Below are 19,469 nucleotides of genomic sequence, written 5' to 3' on the forward strand. Positions count from 1 at the left end.
AAGAATTCGAATCGGCGAATTCCGGGAAGTTCGTGACCGAGTCCTCGCGCCTCACTCCTTCGGACGAGCCTCATCATTCGTGGGCGTAGGACTGGTGTTGGATGGCACGGACGAGCCTCGTCATTCGGGAACGTAGAACTTGTACTGGATGGCACGGATGACGACCTGCGCCAGATTCTTCGCATCCAGTTTGATGCGCAGGTTTCTGGCATGGGACTTCACTGTATAGACGCTGACGACCTGTTGTTCGGCGATCTCCGAGTAGTCCATCCCCTCACAGATCTGCCGGAGCAGGAGCTTCTCGCTCGGAGTCAGAGCCGGCACCGCGCTCGAACCATCAGCGGCGATATCGCCGCTGATCATGATGTCCTCTGCCAAGGACCGCAGCAGGGCCGGAGACTCACCTGCGACTGCCGCTCGCGCGACGCGAACGAGTTCGGCGTCGGTAGCGGATTTGTTCACCGCCGCTATCGCACCGGCCTCGAGAGCACGTGTGATTCCCGGCCCGGGCGAGACAGTGGTCAGCACAACGATCGTCGCCTCTGGGTCGAGACACATGATCTCCCGGGCCGCATCCACTCCGCTCATCCCCGGATGCATGTTGACATCCATCAGGACGAGGTCCGGGCGATGACGATCGAACGCTTCGACGGCGTCTTCACCGGAGTGCTGAGGTTCGAGAACTGAGAACCCTCCGTCATCGAATAGAGCTGCCGCCACGGCCCTCGTCGTCCACGAATCGTCGTCGACGACGAGCACGACGATTCGATCGTCTGCTGGTGAGCTGTCGATCTCCGACCCGGCCGAGCCGCTCATACTCTCTGGCTCTTCGTCGCTGATACGTCGCGCTCGGCTTTCGCTTCAAGACCCGCGGAAGGATCCGCAGCGGTGAAATCGTCGCGGACACAGACAGCGTCGGCCTCGCCCCCATCGGCCGAGTCGTTGAATCGCAGCGGCTGGGAGACTTCGACGACGACGCGGCCCTGGGGATTCGATCCCGTGGTGCATGCCCCGCCCAGGGCCTGAGCCCGCCGACTGAGAGATCGAGGCGGACGCGTCAACGACGCCGCCGCCTCGTTCTCCGTGCGGAATCGCAGGACGGCCGCGTCAGATCCCTCACGATCCACGTTGACGGTCAGACTCGACTCGGTCCCCGGCAGCGAGTGTCGGATGACGTTCGTCGCCAGTTCTCGCATGATTGCGGTAAAATGTGCGCCAAGCACCGGGGATGCGTATCGGGGCAGAGTACCGACGCTGAGCGTCAACGCCACACCGCCGGCGGCACAGCCGTTCTCAATGGACGTGGCCAGTGCTTTCGCCTCGGCCTGCAGCCGAATCCTGGGCTGCCGCTCGTCTCCTTCACTGAGTTGTGTGACGAGTTGCCGCAGGCGCTTCGACGCCTCGGTGTTGACCAGCGACAGCTCGGCGAGCTGACGGTTGGTGCCGAGATCCCGCGACCCTCTGGCCAGTGCTTTGATGATTGCGCCCTCTGTTGCAAGTGAGTTCGAGATGGTGTCGTGCATATCGCTGGTGAAGCGTGCACGCAACGACTCCACCGCCTGCTGATGTTCCACGGCGGCGCGCTCCCGGCGATGGATTTCGCGTTGGATCCTCAGCTCGACGATTCCAGCAGCCAAGCCGATCAGTGAGTACGTGACCCAGCCGTACCCCAAGTCGATGAACCCTGCAATGCCACCGTCGTAGGCTGCCAGCTCGGTGCAGGTGATGAGATAGGCAACCAGTCCCACGGTGGCGATGGCTGAGCCGACCCACCGCCGCTGGCTGAACAGCACCGCCGTGGCGAAGATGAGCGACTCGGGGAACATGTTCTCCAGGTCGGGGTAGGGCACGACGAAGACGAGGCTCAGCCCGGTCGAGACGAAGACCGTCGCCAAAGGGAAGAACGGGGAGAGGACGAGCAGAGCATAGGCACAGACGAGGAGGACCATGTAGCGAGGCTCTGCGATCTCGAACGATCCGGGAATCAGCACGGTCAGCCCCATGATGAGGGCGAGGAGCCGCATGGGCAGATCCACGAAGCGCGGTCCACGGAATACGAGCCACAATCTGTTGAGCGCACTCATGGTGCCGTCGTCTGCCGCTGATGCCATGGAATCTATTGTGCTATACCCGCGTCCCTGCCGAAGCAGTCGGATCTCATACTTACGTGCGATGCCCGATTGCGGCAAGCAGGATAGCGTTGCAACAGCACTCCCCGCAGCAGCACACCCCTCGTGAAGACCCGGACCATCCCCATGGAAGCGGTGACATCGTCGCGTCCCTATGGAAGCGGTGGCATCACCCCTCCTCTTGGACCTGGCGATATCACCGCCCTTTGAGCACCACTCTCACCCTGCTCCACAACGACTGACGGCGGCGTATCGACCGTGCATGAGGTCGATACGCCGCCGTCAGAATCCGCGAACGCTGCCCCGCGAGCGGGGCCGGGTTCGAACTGTCAGGCCACGGAAGCGGCAACTGCCTCTTCGATGACGTCGAAGGCATCACCCAGGAGTTCATCGGAGATCGTCAGCGGGGGCAGGAAGCGCAGGATATTGCCGAAGGTTCCCGTAGTGAGCACGAGGACCCCGTTCTTCGCGCAGTAGTCGGCGATCTTCTTGACCAGGTCAGGGTTCGGATCGATCGAGTCGTGCTGGACGAATTCGGCAGCGATCATGGCGCCGCGGCCGCGGATGTCACCAACCTCCGGGTGCTTGCTCTGCAGCTGGGTGAGGCGGTCGGTGACGACTTCGCCGATGTGAGCGGCGTTCTCAACGAGTCCGTCTTCCTCGTAGGAGGCGATGGCGCCGAGCGCTGCCGCACAGGCAACAGGGTTGCCGCCGTAGGTCCCGCCGAGGCGACCCGGTCCGACCGAGTCCATGATCTCCGCGCGACCGGTCACGGCCGAGAGCGGCAGACCGCCGGCGATGCCCTTCGCAGTGGTGATGATATCGGGGACGATGTCTTCCCACTCGGAGGCGAACATCTTGCCAGTGCGGGCGAAGCCGGCCTGAACCTCGTCGGCGACGAAGACGATGCCCTTCTCCTTCGCGAACTCAACCAGCGCAGGCAGGAAGCCCTCGGCGGGGACGATGAAGCCGCCCTCACCCTGGATGGGCTCGATGACGATCGCAGCGACACTGTCAGCGCCGATCTGCTTCTCGATCATGGTGATGACGCGCTTGGCCGCTTCCTCGCCGCTGACCTTGGTGCCTGCAGCATCGTTGTCGCGGTAGGGGTAGGACATGGGTGCGCGGTAGACCTCACCGGCGAACGGGCCGAAGCCGGCCTTGTAGGGAGTGGCCTTCGCCGTCATCGACATGGTCAGGTTGGTACGGCCGTGGTAGGCGTGGTCGAAGACGACGACGGCGTCGCGACCGGTGTGGGCACGGGCGATCTTGACGGCGTTCTCGACAGCCTCGGCGCCGGAGTTGAGCAGGATGGAGCGCTTCTCGTGATCACCCGGAGTCAGACGGTTGAGCGCCTCGGCGACCTCGACGTAACCCTCATAGGGGTTGACCATGAAGCAGGTGTGGGTGAAGGACTGGAGCTGCTCGGTGGCGGCCTTGACCACGCGGGGGTTCGAGTTGCCCGCCGTCGTCACGGCGATGCCGGCTCCCAGGTCGATGATCTGGTTGCCATCGACGTCTTTGAGGATTCCGCCACCGGCGGCCACAACATAGGCGGGCAGGCTCGAGCCGACTCCCGGTGCCACTGCCGACTTGCGTCGTTCCTCGATCTCACGGGACTTGGGCCCGGGGATCTCGGTGACGAGTTTACGTTCCTGCGGCAGAGCTTCGCCGCCAATTTCCAAAGCTGTCATAACGAGAAGATTAGAGCCTTTCGACGGTTCTTGTCACTTACCGTCCGCAGGCTGGTCAGATCACGCCTATCGCAGATCCAGACGGTGCGAAATCCGTTGCCGTCGGTACAACTCGAAAACCGTGCAGAATACGCTCACAGGGCGCTTCAGCACGAGCTTGAGAGTCAGGCCGGAGAGCCGTCGATGCGGATTCGCTCGCCGATTCGACTGCTTCCGCTGCTTCCGCTGCTTCCGCTGAGGGAGGAAATCAGCGTTGCTGATTCCGCATGTCGGTGTCCTTGTTGCGTCCCGGAAGTTCGATGTCATGGTCGCGCACGGGCGCGACGATCGTCTCCTGGGCTCCGGCCACACGGGGTGCGTCATCGCCCAGATCGAAGCTGAGTTCAGCCTCGGCGGAGAGATTGCGCTTGATCACGGCCAGGCCGATCGGACCGAGTTCCCAGTGCAGCGCGACCGAGGTCAGCTGGCCCACGGACCGTTCGGACCCGCGGACCTCAGCGAGCACCTCGGCGCCGGACTCGGGCTGGATGTGCCCGGATCCGTCGAGGTGGACGAAGACGAGCCGGCGAGGCGGCTGGCCCAGGTTGTGCACGCGGGCCACGGCCTCCTGACCGCGGTAGCAGCCCTTGGCCAGGTGCACCGAGGTGCGCAGCAGGTCGAGTTCGCCGACGAGCGACTTGTGGTCGATCTCGTTCGTGCCCGGACGCCAGGCGGCGATCCGCACGGCTTCCCAGGCGTCGAACCCGGCCATGGTGAATTCGCTCGCCGAGGTGGCCTGCAGGTCCGTGCGCGCGATGATACCGATGACGAACTGGGTCTCGAGCCCGGGGTGGTCCTCCCCCGCCACCTCGAGTCCGAGATCGACCTGCGCGTACGAGGCCGAGCCGGTCCCGATGTGCGGCCAAGGATCGGACCACAGTTGGGTCACGGGCAGGGTGTCGGGGAGCTTCACGACGGCGCCGATGCATTGGAACTCATCGCTGACGTCATCGATCGTCACTCGCATCATGAAGACCATCTTGCGGAGGAATTCGAGAGTCTCGTCGGTGCGCAGCTCACTGATCGCCCACAGCGATTCGCCATCGTCGACAAGCTTCAGCCAGCCTTCGATGCGGCCGTTCGGGTCAAGGACGAGAGTCTCTGTGGACACTCCCGGGGCCAGGGTATCGAGTTTCTGCGTGGTGATGGAGTTCAGCCAGGTAAGGCGATCGGCTCCGCTCAGACGCAGGATTCGCAGGTGGGGCAGATCGACGATCGCGCCCTTTTCGAGCAGTGCCCGCTGCTCGCGCAGCGGCGAACCGTAGTGGGCCGGGGTGTGCTCGAGTCCTTCGCCGCCGAATACCGCGGTGGAGCTCAGTGGGCGATTCAGCGATGAGGCAGTCATATCAGGCAATCTTCTTCAGTCGGGCTGAGGAGTGGGTGGCGAGTTCGTGGCCCAGTGCGGCCATGTCCCAGGCCCACATGAGCTCCCCGCCGACAAGGCCGTACATGCGGGTCGAGGCCGTGTACTCCTTCGCAGTCTTGGTCCGGGCGACGACATCGGTGGAGAGGTCGATGCGCGGTCCCTTGACGTGGCCTGCGTAGAGCTCCATCACGCCGTGCGGGTGGACGATCTCAGCTTCGATCTCGAATCCGTCATCATTCGTGCGCAGAGTGTCGACGGCGGCCGCCGAGGTGAAGCTGGGCTCTTCGGTGGGCACGAGCATTCCCGGGCCCACGTCACCGGCATCGCGCGGACGCACCAGCTGCCAGATGCCTGTCTCCAGAGTCAGCGTCGAGTCCAGTTCGCCGTCCTCGGTCAGCAGCCACGCATGCGCGGTGTACTGCAGGAACGGCGTTCCCGGGTGGGCGATGAATTCGACGCGCTGCCCGAACTGCTTCTCGGGGGTGTCCGCGTAGCCGACGACTCCGACGCCTTCCCACGAACCGATCAGCCAGGACAGGGGAACGAGCTCGGGGTGAACCGAGGAATCAAGTTCGATCATTGAGTTCAGCGATTGTCTTTGAACAGCGCCGTGACGACCTTGACTCCGACGCCCAGGGCGCCGAGTGCGGCAATGCCGACGAGACTGGAGAAGACGATTTCGAGAGCGACAAGGTTATCCATGCTCCCAGTCTACATTTCCCGTCTGCGGTATGCGCACTCAGTCCGAGCTCTGAGCACCGATACAGCACGACTCTGGCCACGGCATCAACGCCGAGTCGCACTCACAGTGTCGGACCTCATAGCCGAACTCAGAAGGCGATGCGCTCCAGCGAATAGACGACGACACCGCCGAGGGCGATGGGAGCGGCCCCGAGCGCGAGCTGAACGGCAAAGCTGCGGGCCTTCTCCACGTTCTTCTTCAACTCGATGTTCTGGGAGAGTTCAAGGCTCACGGCTTGGTACTTGCTGTGGGCGATGAGTCCGAGCATACGGTCGACGCCGGCGACCAACAGCCCCATGATGCCGCCGAGGACGAGAGATACAGGCACGCTGATGGCGTCCTTGAAGATGAGGACCGAAAGGATCCCGGCGACCGCCACCGGCATCGCAATCGCCAGCGGAGACGTATATATCGCGGGCCAGGGCAGGGCTGTCATGCACCCGGCGACGATGAGCGAAACGAGGCCGACGACGATGGCCTCCTTGTCGCCGGGCACGGTGATCGCCGCGACCCAGGTGCTTGCGGACAGGACGATGACCACGCCGGCAACTTGGGCTGAGACGTTGGCAACGGCATCAGAGGCACCCATTCCGCGGGTGAGATTCTGCACGAAGGTCCAGAGCAGGCCGAGACCCGCCAGGACAGGAAGCCAGTCAAGATAGGGTGCTGCGTCGTCGCGGAACGCTGCGAGCAGCCCCGCCACGCCGAAGAGGCCGAGCATGATCGACGTCGCGCGAGGCTGCGGTGAGTCCGTCAGTCGCGGCCAGCCGTAGGCGACACCGAAGACGATGAGCCCGGTCGCCAGCAGGAACAAGGTGTAGCCCCAGTACACGGAGGCACTGAGGGCCAGCGCCAAGGCCAGCGCGACAACTACTCGAATCCATCTGATCACAGCACTATCGTGCCCTATTCGCCCGAGGCGACGCGATTTGGGCCAGTGTCGGCGATCCCCGCCGACGTCACCGGCACCGCTCACCGTCTGTCCTTGCGGGCATCTGCTGAGTCACAGCCGACCCTGTTCACTCCTGACGCAGCGACCTACGCTGATGCGAACCTGCTCACTTCTGATGGAGAGTCTCATGACCAATGTGCTGACAACAGGCAAGTGCACCGCCGACGAATACGAGCTCAGCTGCGGAACTGGAACCGATCTGGGCACACAGCAGCACACCCTCCTATCGGCACTCCTCGACCCGACGACGCGTTCGGTGCTGAGGTCGCTTCAGCCGAAGGAGAACGCAAGGTATCTGGAGGTCGGAGCCGGAAACGGCTCCGTCGCCGACATGATGGCAGCAGACTTCGGCGGCAGCGTCGTGGCCGTCGACAAGGACGTGACGCACCTGGTTGCGTCGCCGGGTGTCGACGTCGTCCGTCACAATGTCCACAACGGCGTCCCCATCGGGCCGTTCGACCTCATCCATGCGCGCCTGGTCCTCGCCCACCTGCCTGCCCGGAGACGGGTCTTCGCCCAGCTCGTCGAGCAGTTGACTCCAGGAGGATGGCTCGTCATCGCAGATGTCGGTGTCGCCGCGGAACTGCTCGTGGCACCGGAGGAATCCGACCACGCGGTATGGCGGAGATACACCCACGCGGCGTATCAACGGTTCGGCCCGGAAGTCGACTGCGACTACGGCTGGGCCGACCGGACCGAGGTCGAGATGTTCGGAGCCGGGCTCGCGGATGTCGCCGCGCAGCACCTCGTTCCCCTGGCCCGCGGCGGTGGCCCCTGGGCGAGCTACCATCTGAACCTCAGCCTGCAGAATGAGCAAGGTCTCCTCGCCACAGGCCTCCGTCGCGACGACCTGGACCGCTACCGCACCATGCTGACCGACCCCGAGTTCCGTGCGCGCTTCTTCTCACTGACGTACACGACAGGGCGCAAACCGACCGCATGACCGGCGTCCTCCGCCTTCCCCTGAGGTCTGTTCTCTCCTGTCACCCGTTGACCCTTCCCCTGTGACCTGCTGCCCTCCACTAGGTGTCGGTAAAGCAGCTGGGCACCCTCGGTATACTTTTCTCAGGCTGCTACTTCAGCGGCCGAGCCGAGTCCGAGGAGGTGGATGGAGCATATGCGAATCCTGCACATCTGTCCTGCACCCCGCCTCGACTCCCCCGTTGCCCCAGAGTCTCTGCAGTATCTCGGCCACCAGATCGAACGCCTCAGCCTCGATCAGCTGGGCCGGGCAGACTCCAACTCGCTCACTGCCGATATCGTCGTCGCCGACGCCTGCCTGGACCTGTCCTTGGCACCTGCCATCGCCGAGGCGGTGGCGCAGACGCGCATCGCAGCTCCGATCATCGTCGTGCTCAGCGAAGGCGGACTGGCCACCACCTCGGCGAAATGGAATGTGGCCGACATCGTCCTCACCACTGCCGGCCCAGCCGAGGTGGAGGCCCGCTTGCGGCTGGCACGTGATCACCACCTGGCGCAGGCCCCACACGGTGCCACCTCGTGGGGAGGCGGGGCCGGCGTGAGCGCAACCGGCTCGACAGCCACCACCGGAGGATCGCGGCCCGACCGTCCATCCTGGAACACCAGCGGCCCCTGGACGAGCGAGGGCGAGCCCATGATCGTCGTCAGCGGCGCCCTGCGCATCGACGAGACAGCGTTCACCGCGCACCTGGGCGAGCGCAGCCTCGACCTGACCTACCGCGAATTCGCCCTGCTGAAGTTCTTCGCGATGCACCCCGAACGTGTCTTCACCCGCGATGAGATCCTGCTCGCGGTGTGGGGCGATGACTACTTCGGAGGCACCCGCACCGTCGATGTGCATGTCCGACGAGTGCGTGCGAAACTCGGCAAAGACTTCGAGAACGCCATCCACACCGTCCGCTACGTCGGCTACCGTTTCAGCCCCGACTCTGCGGCCGCACACGGCGACGGTGATGAGGCAGAGTCGGACGCCGAAGAGACGCCAGACACCGATGCAGCGATGGAAACCGACGAAGCGGCGGTCGCTGACGAGGTCGCGAAGCATGAACAGCCAGAGCACGAAGAGTCAGAAGCAGAGTCGAACGAGGAGGACGTGAAGGTATGAGAATCGAAGCCAGCGGAGCTGTGACCGGGACCCCGATCACCACCCTCTCCGAGGCGGAACTGGCCTTCCTCGACCGCGTGACAGCAGCCGATGGGTCCGCTGAGATCTCCGGCGGACTCCTGGCCATCGCCACCGGCGAGGACGAATCTCATTCCGCGCAGACGGCGTCCAGCGTATGGCGAATCTGTGCCGACGACTCAGCAGACTCGAACGACGACGACCGCGCTCTCGTCGGCTTCGGCATCCGCGCACTGCAGGGTGATCGTCATGCGGCTGAATTCCTCATCGCCCCCGATCACCGCGGTCAGGGCCTGGGCGAAGAACTCCTGTCAACGATCCTTCAGGAAGAGCCCGACTCCTGGTGCTGGTCACACGGCGACCACCCGGGAGCCCAGGCACTGGCGAAGAAGCACGACCTCGGTCGTGATCGCGTTCTCTATCAGATGCGCACCGATTCGGGTCTCTCACTCGATGATCTGCCGCAGACCTCGGCGCCGGAAGGTGTCACGATCCGCTCCTTTGCCCTCGGTGACGAGGACGGTTGGCGGCGAGTCAACAATGCGGCCTTCGACTGGCACCCAGAGCAGGGATCGCAGACGGCTGAGGACTTCGCCGAGATCATCCAGGCACCCGACTTCGACCCGGATTCGGTGATCCTCGCCATCCGGGATGATCAGGTCATCGGATTCCACCAGACCAAGCTCACGGACACGGCCGCTGAAGGCAGCCTCGGCGAGGTCTATGTCGTCGGGGTCGACCCGAGCATCCATGCCAAGGGCGTGGGCAAGGCGCTGACGATCGAGGGCATGCGCCGGATGGTCGCCGCCGGTGCGAGTGTGATCGAACTCTACGTCGAATCCGACAATGCGCCGGCGCTAGGCTTGTACGAGCGGCTGGGATTCCATGTCGCGGTGGCGCACGTGTCCTACGCGCCGGCTTCCTCGACCGAACGCAATCAGGAGTAGAGCGATGTACGACATCACTGCAGTCGGAGCGGAACTCGGTCTGCCCGATCCAGAGGATCGATTCCTCGACCGGGAGCTCAGCTGGCTGGCGTTCAACGAGCGAGTCCTCGATCTCGCCTCCGACCCTGAAATGCCGCTGCTGGAAAGAGTCCGATTCCTCTCCATCTTCGCAACCAACCTCGACGAGTTCTTCATGGTCCGCGTCGCCGGCCTCAAACGCCGCATCAACACCGGTCTGGCCGTGCCCAGCGTCACCGGTCGGATGCCGCTGCAGGTCATGCACGCGATCAGCGTCCGGGCACATGACCTCATGACCCGCCACGCCGCCCTACTCAAGGACGACATCGGTCCTCGCCTCGATGCGGAGTCGATCACGAAGGTCCAGGTGGACGAGCTCACCGAGGACGAACGCGCCAGAGTCGACGAATTCTTCGCCGGCCACGTCTTCCCCGTTCTCACCCCACTTGCGGTGGACCCGGCCCACCCGTTCCCCTACATCTCCGGACTCTCACTCAACCTCGGCGTCCTGCTGCGCTACCAGGATTCCGGCAAGGAGCTCTTCGCCCGGGTCAAGGTGCCGCCGCGCCTGCCCCGGTTCTTCAATGTCGCCACGGCCACGGATCGCCCCGCTGGCCGCGACGTCCCCGCCCGCTTCGTCGCGCTCGAAGACATCATCGCCGAACACCTCGACACGCTCTTCGAGGGCATGGAGATCATCCACCACTCGACCTTCCGCGTCACCCGCAATGAGGACCTCGAGGTCGAAGAGGACGATGCGGAGAACCTCCTCAAAGCTCTGGAGAAGGAACTCCTGCGCCGCCGCTTCGGCCCTGCAGTGAGGTTGGAGATCACCGAGAACATCCATCCACGGGTCCGCGAGATGCTCAAGGACGAACTCGGCATCGACGAGAACGAGATCTACCAGCTGCCCACCCCCCTCGACCTCTCCGGCATGTCAGACATCGCCGACGTTGCCCGCGATGACCTGCACTTTCGGAAAATGGTCCCGCAGATGAATAAGGACCTGTCGCTGCGTGAATCCAGCGACCAGGTCGACGTCTTCGCGGCAGTTTCGAACCGCGACATCCTGCTCCACCATCCTTACGATTCGTTCTCCACGAGCGTGCAGGCGTTCCTTGAGCAGGCGGCAGCGGACAAGAACGTACTCGCCATCAAGCAGACCCTCTACCGCACTTCCGGCGACTCCCCGATCATCGATGCCCTCGTCGACGCCGCACAGGCAGGCATCCAGGTGCTCGCGGTCGTAGAGATCAAGGCCCGCTTCGACGAGGAGGCCAACATCACGTGGGCACGCAAACTCGAACGCGCCGGCGTCCACGTCGTCTACGGAATCGTCGGGCTCAAGACCCACGCGAAGCTCTCCCTCGTCGTCCGCCAGGAGGCTGAAGGTCTGACCCGCTACTGCCACGTCGGCACCGGCAACTATCACCCGAAGACAGCGCGAGGCTACGAGGACTTCGGGCTGCTGACCAAGGACAAGAGCGTCGCCGATGACCTGACGAAGCTGTTCAACCAGCTCTCGGGCTATGCGCCGCTGGCCGAGTACTCGCGCCTGCTCGTCGCCCCCACCCGGGTCCGTTCGGGATTGACCGAACTCATCGACAAGGAGATCGCCATCGCCGAGGCGGGTGGTGCCGGCATGATCCGGATCAAGGTCAACTCCATCGTCGACGAGGCGATCATCGATGCCCTCTACATGGCATCCCGGGCCGGAGTCCAGGTCGAAGTCTTCGTCCGCGGCATCTGCGCCCTGCGACCGGGTATCCCCGGCGTGAGTGAGAACATCACGGTACGATCCGTGCTCGGCCGTTTCCTCGAGCATTCGCGGACCTTCGTCTTCGGCAACGGCGGAGATCCTCTCGTCTACATCGGATCAGCTGACATGATGCACCGCAACCTCGACCGCCGCGTCGAAACCCTCGTCGAGCTCGTCGCGGCGAATCACAAAGCGGAGATCATCGAACTCTTCGACCTCGCCTTCGCCGACACCACCTCGGCGTTCGTGCTCGCCGCCGACGGCAAATGGACGCGCAGCACCCACGACGATGAGGGCAACCGGCTCACCGAATACCAGACGGAGCTCATCCGCCGACATCGCAAGCGCCGACGGATCGGGGAAGAGGCTTGAGTGCGAAATCGGTCGGTTCCGCGCAGGCGTCCTCACGCGTCACCGCCGATATCCTCGCCGCCGGCGCCCTGTGCTGGCGCAACGGCAGCGAAGGACTCGAAGTCGCTCTCATCCACCGTCCCCGCTACAACGACTGGTCCTGGCCCAAGGGCAAGGTGGAATCCGGCGAGACCCTTCCGGAGACGGCGATTCGGGAGGTCAAGGAGGAGACGGGACTCGACATCACCCTCGGCGTCCCCCTGCCTGCGGCGGAATACATGGTCGGCGGAAAGTACCTCAAGAAGGTCTTCTACTGGTCAGCGCAGGTCAAGGGCGAGCACGCCTTCACACCGATGAATCAACGCGAAGTCGACGACGTGAGGTGGTTTCCCGTCGGTGAGGCGCGAACGAAGCTGAGCTCCTACGCGGATCGCGACCAGCTCGATGCGCTGGAGAAGTTCGATTCGACCAACGCACTGCGCGCCTGGCCGCTGATCCTCGTCCGCCACGGGAAGGCATTTCCCCGAGCGAAGTGGCATGAGACGGAGCATGTGCGCCCGCTGCTGGCGCTGGGGACCCGCCAAGCCATGGCACTGACCGGACTGCTCTCAGCGTGGGGGACGAAGAGGCTGATCTCGAGCCCCTGGAAGCGGTGCATGGCCACGCTCGCTCCCCTGTCCGCGGCGACCGGCAAGCCCATCCGCAGGGCTTCATGCCTGAGCGAGAAGGCGAGCTCTGCGAACCCGGACAAGACCACCAGATTCATCGAGAAGCTGCTGGAGAAGGGCAGGCCGGTCATCTACTGCACCCACCGGCCCGTCCTGCCGCTGATCCTCGCCGTCTATGCGAAGTACGCCCCCCAGCGCATCGCGGAGAAGCTGCCGCGCGAAGACCCCTACCTCAAACCCGGTGAGATCCTCGTCGCCTATGTGCGTCCGGGCGCAGTGCCGCGCATCGTCGAATTCGAACGGATCCGCCCGATCGACGCCTGAGCCTGACCCGCAGAAGAGTCCCCACCATCAATGGTGCACGTCGCACCGTAGAGAATCGGTCCGAGAACAATGCCGTCGGCGGCGTCGATCTCCGCGCAGAGCCTTTCGGTGAGCGTAGCGATGTCGATCTCATCGGCAGTCGCGATGCCGAGCTTCCCGATGATCGGCACCAGAGCCTCGACAACATTGGCCCAGCCGAAGGTCGGAAGTTCGTCTCCGCCGCCGACGGGCGCGTCCACCGTCAGATGGGGGTCGGGCAGCCCAGCCCGGCGAAACGCTGCGAAGAGATCCGGACCCATCCGCATGTGGACGCCGGAGGTGCCGAAGACTTCGAAGATCCACGATCGCACCTCCGCCCACAGTGGGGTGCTCACACTCGTCCACTGGTGTGTCACATCCAGTTCGTGCATGCAGAGCAGTCCGCCGGGACGAACGTGGTCAGCTGCGCGGCGCAGGACCGCGACCGGATCGGGCAGGTGCATGAGAACAGCTCGGCCGATGACTGCGTCGAATTCCTCGTCGAGGTCGAGATCGCGAAGATCCATTTCGGCGAATTCGACCTGGGGGCGCTTCGACAACGCTCGTTGCGCGGCCTCGAGGGCGTTCGCGTCGCGGTCGACTGCCAGCACTCTGCCTTCCTCGCCGACAAGATCAGCAGCGATCGCGGCCACCGATCCGGCGCCCGTGCCGAGATCGAGCACGCGCATTCCCGGACAGATCTCTGAATCCGCGAGGAATAGCCTCGTGAGCGGATCGAGAACGACCGCCTGATCGCGCAACCGCTGATGCTCGCCTTCGGATTCGCCGAGCAGGTATCGGCTGTTGTGGTCACTGGGGCTGGTGGGGTGAGCTGGGGTGTGCATGATCTCTCCTCGTCGCTGAGTCCATGATCGGTTCTGCTCTGCGGATGCCCCTGCCGCTGAGGGTGACCACGGTACGGGCTGTGAAGACCACAGTATTGAGCGGCCATCTGGGCGACAAGAAGTCGACGAACCTCAGCGCGCGGCCCCGCGAAAGCAGGCCGATTCAGCCCTGCGAAATCGGGACAAAGTCGTCCCGACAAGCATCCTTTCATGAATTCGCAGGTTCCTGTGATGGAGCACTCACCCGGACCTGAAGCCTTCAGGATCCATTCACCCTCCATTCACTTAGCGACTCCCAGGGCTTTACACACGATACTTAGCGTGTAACACGAAAGATCGAGCAATCTCGAACAGTGTTCTCATATTCGAAAGGCATCTTCGTGAAGCTGAAGCACCTGGCACCATCCGCTGCAATCCTCGCAGCCGGCGCACTCACCCTGTCGGCCTGCGGCGGAACCTCAGCCACTGGAGAAGAAGCAAGCGGCGGCGACAGTGACCTGCAGGGCACACTGACCGGAATCGGCGCCTCATCGCAGAAGGCCGCGATGGACGCATGGACCGCTGACTTCGCCTCAGAGAACTCCGGCGTGACCGTCAACTACTCCCCCGACGGTTCAGGTGCGGGCCGTGAGCAGTTCCTGGCCGGAAACGCTCAGTTCGCCGGTTCAGACGCTCACCTCGATGACGACGAAGCCAAGCAGGGCAAAGAGGCCTGCGGCGCCGATGGAGCCTACGAGTTCCCTGTCTACATCTCCCCCATCGCAGTGACCTTCAACGTCAAGGGCGTCGATGAACTCAACCTCTCACCCTCGACGATCGCGAAGATCTTCAAGGGCGAGATCAGCAAGTGGAACGACAAGGCCATCAAGGCAGACAATCCTGATGCCAAGCTTCCTGACACGAAGATCACCGCCGTCCACCGTGCCGATGACTCCGGCACCACGGAGAACTTTGCCGAGTACCTCAAGGCCACGGCCGAGAAGGACTGGGTCGCTGAGGTCAGCGGGGACTTCCCCAAGGACTTCGGTGGTGAAGCCGCACAGGGCACCGACGGTGTCGTGCAGACCGTCTCCGACACCGATGGAGCCATCGGCTACGCAGACGCCTCAGCCGTCGGATCACTGAGCAAGGCCAAGGTGAAGGTCGGCGACGAATACGTCGAGCTCTCCGCCGATGCGGCCTCCAAGGTCGTTGACGCCTCCGAAAAGGTCAAGGGCCGCGGCGAAGGCGACCTCGCCTTCGACCTGGCTCGCGACACCACTGAATCGGGCGCCTACCCGATCGTCCTCGTCTCTTACCACGTCGTCTGCTCGTCCTACAAGGACCAGGAGACCGTTGATATGGTCAAGGCCTGGGAGAAGTTCGTCGTGTCCGAAGAAGGACAGAAGTCGGCAGCGGATTCCGCCGGCTCTGCACCACTGTCCGACGATCTGCGTTCGCAGATCGAAACCGTCATCGATTCGATCAAGGTTGAAGGCTGATTCTTGGCCACTGACCTGCAGAATTGATAAGTCCAAGAGCGGCGCAGCGACCCTGCGCCGCTCTTCGGTGCCTAGGGATCCGTCCACCGGATCCACCGCAAGTTTCATGAGGAGCACTTGTGCCGACCAGCACACAGACCACAGTGTCCGGCCCTGCCGGAGCACCTGAGCCGGACTCACATCCCAAGTCCGGCACGGGCCAGAGACCCAAAGCCGTCGTTCGTCCCGGTGACCGAATCTTCTCGGCAGCGACGCTCATCGCCGGAATCCTGATCCTGCTCATCCTGGCAGGAGTCGCCCTGTTCCTTCTGGCACAGTCCAAGGACACCATCGAAGCTCAGGTCAATGATCCGAGCTCGATCACCGGCGGCAACGGATTCTTCTCCTACGTCTGGCCGCTTGTCATCGGCACACTGATCTCCTCCGCCATCGCCCTGCTCGTGGCCACACCGTTCGCACTGGGCATCGCACTGTTCACCACGCACATGGCGCCACGGAAGCTGGCGCCAACACTCGGCTACGTCATCGACCTGCTCGCTGCGATCCCCTCGGTCGTCTACGGCCTCTGGGGAATTGCCCTTGCCGGCAGCCTCACAGATTTCTACCTGTGGCTGTCGAAGTGGTTCGGGTGGATCCCGATCTTCGCCCCCGATGCGAACGGCGATGTGTCGAACACCGGCCGCACTCTGCTGACGGCCTCTCTCGTGCTCTCCATCATGATCCTGCCGATCATCACCTCCCTGACTCGGGAGATCTTCCTGCAGACTCCCCGTCTGCAGGAAGAAGCTGCGCTGGCACTCGGCGCCACACGCTGGGAGATGATCCGCATGTCGGTGCTGCCGTTCGGAAAGTCCGGCATCGCCTCGGCGACCATGCTCGGCCTCGGTCGTGCACTCGGCGAAACCATGGCCGTGGCCATGATCCTCTCCCCCGGTCTGCTCACCGCGTCCTTGGTGGTCAGCGGCAACCAGACCATCGCGTCTGAAATCGCGCAGAACTTCCCCGAAGCCGCCGGACTGCGACTGTCCGAGTTGATCACAGTCGGCCTCGTCCTCTTCGTCATCACCCTGCTGGTGAATATGGGCGCACGTGCAATTGTTGCCAAGACCTCGGTGAAGGGCAGTTGAGAATGTTGACTACTACGAACAATTCGACGACCACGTCCCGCACCCTGACCTCGAAGCAGCTGCCCAAGGCCACACCATGGGTGGTTGCAGTCGCCTCGATCATCGTCGCGATCATCATCAGCTTCATCGCCTTCGGCGGGTTCAACATCCCAGTCGTCGCGGTTCTCGCCGGGCTCATCAACGTGGTGGCCGTGTTCGCGATCTCTGCGTCCTACGAGGGCCGCCGCAAGGCCACCGACCGGGTGGCCACCACCGTCGTCACATCCTCATTTATCCTCGCCTGTGTTCCCCTCATATCACTGCTCTGGATGACCATCTCCAAGGGCGGAGCCGCTATCAGCTTCGACCTCCTCTCCCGCACGATGCTCGGCATGAAGGGCGTCCTCGACCAGCAGTACGTCGCGGGTGAGGCAACGATTGCCGGTGGCTTCTACCACGCGATCGTCGGCACCGTGCTGATCACGGCCATGGCCTGCATCATCTCGATCCCCATCGGTGTGCTGACCGCGATCTACCTCGTCGAGTACGCCGAGAAGAACAGGCTGGGCAAGGCCATCACGTTCCTCGTCGACGTGATGACCGGCATCCCCTCGATCGTCGCCGGACTCTTCGCCTTCGCACTATTCTCCACCATCGCCGGGTTCATCATGCCGGACGCGGCAGGCATCGCGAAGACAGGCTTCACCGCCGCCGTAGCACTGTCGGTGCTCATGATTCCGATCGTCGTGCGCAACACGGAGGAGATCCTGCGCCTGGTCCCGATGGATCTGCGAGAGGCGTCCTACGCACTGGGCGTGCCGAAATGGAAGACGATCGTCAAAATCGTTCTGCCCACCTCGGTGTCGGGCATCCTTTCCGGCATCACCATCGCGATCGCCCGCGTCATCGGCGAAACCGCACCGATCATGGTCACCGCCGGATTCGCCAAGGCTCTCAACTGGAACCTGTTCTCCGGTTGGATGTCGACTCTGCCGACCTTCATCTACGATTCGCAGCTGCGACCGGTGTCTCCCGGCGATGCCGCACTGGCCAGCTCCGAGCGAGCGTGGGCAGCAGCCCTCGTCCTCGTCGCCCTGGTCATGCTCCTCAACCTCTTGGCCCGCGTCATCGCGAAGGTGCTGGCTCCGAAGGCAGGACGCTGATGAAGCGCTGAGGCCCCGCCGCACGTCATACTTGTTCCAGACATTCCACAGATAGGGAAACACATTGTCCAAGCAGATCGACATCAAGGATCTCGACATCTTCTACGGCGATTTCCGCGCCGTCGATGGCGTCCAGATGCAGATCAAGCCCCGCTCGGTCACGGCCCTCATCGGCCCCTCGGGCTGCGGTAAGTCCACAGTGCTGCGCACACTCAACCGGATGCACGAAGTGATTCCGGGTGCCAGCGTCTCCGGTCAGGTCCTCATGGACGGCAACGACATCTACGGAGCAGGAGTCGACCCGGTCAACGTGCGCCGTGAGGTCGGCATGGTCTTCCAGCGTGCGAATCCGTTCCCCACGATGAGCATCAAGGAGAACGTGCTGGCCGGTGTGCGTCTCAACAGCCGCCGCATGACCAAGTCAGAGGCCGATGACCTCACCGAGCGTGCGCTGCGCGGCGCCAACCTCTGGAACGAGGTCAAGGACCGCCTCAGCCTGCCCGGCTCTGGACTCTCCGGCGGTCAGCAGCAGCGCCTGTGCATCGCTCGCGCGATCGCCGTTGAGCCCGAGGTCCTGCTCATGGACGAACCGTGCTCCGCGCTGGATCCGATCTCCACACTGGCCATCGAGGATCTCATCAACGACCTCAAGGACCAGTACACGGTCGTCATCGTCACTCACAACATGCAGCAGGCCGCTCGTGTGTCCGACAAGACCGCGTTCTTCAACATCGCAGGCACCGGCAAACCGGGCAAGCTCATCGAGTTCAACGAGACCTCGACGATCTTCTCCAACCCAGAGAAGGAAGAAACCGAGAACTACATCTCCGGTCGCTTCGGATGATCTGAAGCCTGGCCTGCGGCTGCGTGGGCGGCAACCGCAGTCCTCAGCGAGAATGTCCAACGGTTGGTAACTTCGTCGCGACCCAAGAGCTCGGATCGCGGCGAAGTTACCAACCGTTACCTGTTTTCACGGCTCATAGTGGTTAAGGGGCGAGGTCTCCACCCCAAGAGACCTCGCCATCACGCCCCGGCCTGAACATGGTCTGCGAGTTGCCTCCGCAATCGACAGAACGACCTTCCCAGCAACCCATCGCCGATATATCGTTATATATCGTCAAGGCGATTCGATCAGACCTGGAGGTCATCATGAACGAGCCATTCAATCACGGAGGTTTCTCTCGTCGGAACGGCGATTGGGGCGGGGCGAATATCTGGGAAGCAGTGGAGCAGCTGCGCTCATCCTTCAACCCCAAACAGCCGTTCCGCATGAACCGCGGGGATGTCCGCGCCGGAATCCTCACGCTGCTGGCCGAAGCCCCGATGCACGGCTACCAGATCATTCAAGAGATCGAAGAACGCAGCGGCGGCAGCTGGAAGCCCAGCCCGGGATCGGTCTATCCGACGCTGCAGCTGCTCACGGATGAGGGCCTCATCAGCTCCGAGTCCTCCAGCGGACGCAAGACCTATTCACTCACCGAGGCCGGACGCGAGCAAGTCGCATCCGAGCCGGAGTCCAATGCTCCATGGGAATCGGCGAAGAAGCCCGAAGCGCCCAGGGCCGCAAATCTGGCCAAGGCCGGCGTCGAGCTGGCGCAGGCAGCAGCTCAGGTCGGCCGGTCCGGCAGCAAGGAGCAGGTCGCCGAGGCGGTCACCGCGCTCGAGGACACCAAGCGCAGACTGTATTCGATCCTCGCCGAGGACTGAACAGTGACGGCGCGAACCCTTCGGGCTCGTTACGGTCGGATCCTCCGCTTCGCCGC

The 19,469-nt window shown here is 63.5% G+C and carries 17 protein-coding genes; 10 read left to right on the forward strand and 7 right to left on the reverse strand.

The genetic code is table 11. The annotated features are described in order from the left end of the window. Positions 1-120: 120 nt before the first annotated feature. The 6 genes from JTF07_RS05200 to JTF07_RS05225 form a co-directional block, all read right to left on the reverse strand. The gene (locus JTF07_RS05200) at positions 121-816 is read right to left on the reverse strand and encodes a response regulator (RefSeq protein WP_204233194.1); all 696 of its coding nucleotides are present in this window, start codon (positions 814-816) and stop codon (positions 121-123) included. After that, the gene (locus tag JTF07_RS05205) at positions 813-2,111 is read right to left on the reverse strand and encodes a sensor histidine kinase (RefSeq protein ID WP_204233195.1); all 1,299 of its coding nucleotides are present in this window, start codon (positions 2,109-2,111) and stop codon (positions 813-815) included. Before JTF07_RS05205 ends, JTF07_RS05200 begins: the two co-directional genes overlap by 4 nt. A 347-nt stretch (positions 2,112-2,458) precedes the next feature. Further along, positions 2,459-3,823 (reverse strand): 4-aminobutyrate--2-oxoglutarate transaminase, encoded by a 1,365-nt coding sequence (gene gabT / locus JTF07_RS05210; protein ID WP_204233196.1) that lies wholly within the window; start codon positions 3,821-3,823, stop codon positions 2,459-2,461. A 247-nt stretch (positions 3,824-4,070) separates the two neighbouring features. Beyond that, on the reverse strand, positions 4,071-5,207 hold the full coding sequence (gene ygfZ, locus JTF07_RS05215; protein ID WP_204233197.1) for a CAF17-like 4Fe-4S cluster assembly/insertion protein YgfZ: 1,137 nt from the start codon (positions 5,205-5,207) through the stop codon (positions 4,071-4,073). Between the two features lies 1 nt (position 5,208). Next, positions 5,209-5,808: a nitrobindin family protein gene (locus tag JTF07_RS05220; protein WP_204233198.1), complete on the reverse strand. Its 600-nt coding sequence runs from the start codon at positions 5,806-5,808 to the stop codon at positions 5,209-5,211. Between the two features lie 250 nt (positions 5,809-6,058). Beyond that, on the reverse strand, positions 6,059-6,862 hold the full coding sequence (locus JTF07_RS05225; RefSeq protein WP_353843878.1) for an ammonia permease: 804 nt from the start codon (positions 6,860-6,862) through the stop codon (positions 6,059-6,061). A 187-nt stretch (positions 6,863-7,049) separates the two neighbouring features. On the opposite strand from JTF07_RS05225, the gene JTF07_RS05230 reads away from it, so the two are divergent. The 5 genes from JTF07_RS05230 (at position 7,050) to JTF07_RS05250 (ending at position 13,093) form a co-directional block, all read left to right on the forward strand. Next, the gene (locus JTF07_RS05230; protein ID WP_204233199.1) at positions 7,050-7,865 is read left to right on the forward strand and encodes a class I SAM-dependent methyltransferase; all 816 of its coding nucleotides are present in this window, start codon (positions 7,050-7,052) and stop codon (positions 7,863-7,865) included. Positions 7,866-8,030: 165 nt separating this feature from the next. Further along, positions 8,031-9,008: a winged helix-turn-helix domain-containing protein gene (locus JTF07_RS05235; protein ID WP_502710957.1), complete on the forward strand. Its 978-nt coding sequence runs from the start codon at positions 8,031-8,033 to the stop codon at positions 9,006-9,008. Continuing rightward, positions 9,005-9,973, forward strand: a complete 969-nt coding sequence (mshD, locus tag JTF07_RS05240) for a mycothiol synthase (protein ID WP_204233200.1) — start codon at positions 9,005-9,007, stop codon at positions 9,971-9,973. The genes JTF07_RS05235 and mshD overlap by 4 nt, the downstream gene beginning before the upstream one ends. A 4-nt stretch (positions 9,974-9,977) precedes the next feature. Next, positions 9,978-12,122 (forward strand): RNA degradosome polyphosphate kinase, encoded by a 2,145-nt coding sequence (locus JTF07_RS05245; RefSeq protein WP_204233201.1) that lies wholly within the window; start codon positions 9,978-9,980, stop codon positions 12,120-12,122. Then, the gene (locus tag JTF07_RS05250) at positions 12,119-13,093 is read left to right on the forward strand and encodes an NUDIX hydrolase (protein ID WP_204233202.1); all 975 of its coding nucleotides are present in this window, start codon (positions 12,119-12,121) and stop codon (positions 13,091-13,093) included. The genes JTF07_RS05245 and JTF07_RS05250 overlap by 4 nt, the downstream gene beginning before the upstream one ends. Here JTF07_RS05250 and JTF07_RS05255 read toward each other — a convergent pair. Next, a complete protein-coding gene (locus tag JTF07_RS05255) occupies positions 13,027-13,956 on the reverse strand; it encodes a class I SAM-dependent methyltransferase (RefSeq protein ID WP_204233203.1) in 930 nt (309 codons plus the stop codon). The genes JTF07_RS05250 and JTF07_RS05255 overlap by 67 nt on opposite strands. 380 nt (positions 13,957-14,336) lie before the next feature. Here JTF07_RS05255 and pstS point away from each other — a divergent pair, with 380 nt between their 5' ends. The 5 genes from pstS (at position 14,337) to JTF07_RS05280 (ending at position 19,413) form a co-directional block, all read left to right on the forward strand. Next, entirely contained in the window at positions 14,337-15,437 is a 1,101-nt protein-coding gene (gene pstS, locus JTF07_RS05260; RefSeq protein ID WP_353843879.1) for a phosphate ABC transporter substrate-binding protein PstS, read from the forward strand. A 236-nt stretch (positions 15,438-15,673) separates the two neighbouring features. Then, complete coding sequence (gene pstC / locus JTF07_RS05265; protein WP_204233608.1) at positions 15,674-16,564, forward strand: phosphate ABC transporter permease subunit PstC; 891 nt, start codon at positions 15,674-15,676, stop codon at positions 16,562-16,564. Between the two features lie 2 nt (positions 16,565-16,566). Next, positions 16,567-17,706: a phosphate ABC transporter permease PstA gene (gene pstA / locus JTF07_RS05270; RefSeq protein ID WP_204233205.1), complete on the forward strand. Its 1,140-nt coding sequence runs from the start codon at positions 16,567-16,569 to the stop codon at positions 17,704-17,706. 64 nt (positions 17,707-17,770) lie between these two features. Next, positions 17,771-18,550, forward strand: coding sequence for a phosphate ABC transporter ATP-binding protein PstB (pstB, locus tag JTF07_RS05275; protein ID WP_143920666.1), 780 nt, complete (start codon positions 17,771-17,773; stop codon positions 18,548-18,550). A gap of 305 nt (positions 18,551-18,855) precedes the next feature. Then, positions 18,856-19,413: a PadR family transcriptional regulator gene (locus tag JTF07_RS05280; protein WP_204233206.1), complete on the forward strand. Its 558-nt coding sequence runs from the start codon at positions 18,856-18,858 to the stop codon at positions 19,411-19,413. Positions 19,414-19,469 lie beyond the last annotated feature (56 nt).

The sequence above is a fragment of the Brevibacterium sp. RIT 803 genome (assembly GCF_016892625.1).
GTDB lineage: Bacteria > Actinomycetota > Actinomycetes > Actinomycetales > Brevibacteriaceae > Brevibacterium.

What these genes read in the sequence shown, in the direction of transcription:
- JTF07_RS05200 (WP_204233194.1), bottom strand. Translation starts at nt 816, where the DNA reads ATGAGCGGCTCGGCCGGGTCGGAGATCGACAGCTCACCAGCAGACGAT.
- JTF07_RS05205 (WP_204233195.1), bottom strand. Translation starts at nt 2,111, where the DNA reads ATGGCATCAGCGGCAGACGACGGCACCATGAGTGCGCTCAACAGATTG.
- gabT (WP_204233196.1), bottom strand. Translation starts at nt 3,823, where the DNA reads ATGACAGCTTTGGAAATTGGCGGCGAAGCTCTGCCGCAGGAACGTAAA.
- ygfZ (WP_204233197.1), bottom strand. Translation starts at nt 5,207, where the DNA reads ATGACTGCCTCATCGCTGAATCGCCCACTGAGCTCCACCGCGGTATTC.
- JTF07_RS05220 (WP_204233198.1), bottom strand. Translation starts at nt 5,808, where the DNA reads ATGATCGAACTTGATTCCTCGGTTCACCCCGAGCTCGTTCCCCTGTCC.
- JTF07_RS05230 (WP_204233199.1), top strand. Translation starts at nt 7,050, where the DNA reads ATGACCAATGTGCTGACAACAGGCAAGTGCACCGCCGACGAATACGAG.
- JTF07_RS05235 (WP_502710957.1), top strand. Translation starts at nt 8,031, where the DNA reads ATGGAGCATATGCGAATCCTGCACATCTGTCCTGCACCCCGCCTCGAC.
- mshD (WP_204233200.1), top strand. Translation starts at nt 9,005, where the DNA reads ATGAGAATCGAAGCCAGCGGAGCTGTGACCGGGACCCCGATCACCACC.
- JTF07_RS05245 (WP_204233201.1), top strand. Translation starts at nt 9,978, where the DNA reads ATGTACGACATCACTGCAGTCGGAGCGGAACTCGGTCTGCCCGATCCA.
- JTF07_RS05255 (WP_204233203.1), bottom strand. Translation starts at nt 13,956, where the DNA reads ATGCACACCCCAGCTCACCCCACCAGCCCCAGTGACCACAACAGCCGA.
- pstA (WP_204233205.1), top strand. Translation starts at nt 16,567, where the DNA reads ATGTTGACTACTACGAACAATTCGACGACCACGTCCCGCACCCTGACC.
- JTF07_RS05280 (WP_204233206.1), top strand. Translation starts at nt 18,856, where the DNA reads ATGAACGAGCCATTCAATCACGGAGGTTTCTCTCGTCGGAACGGCGAT.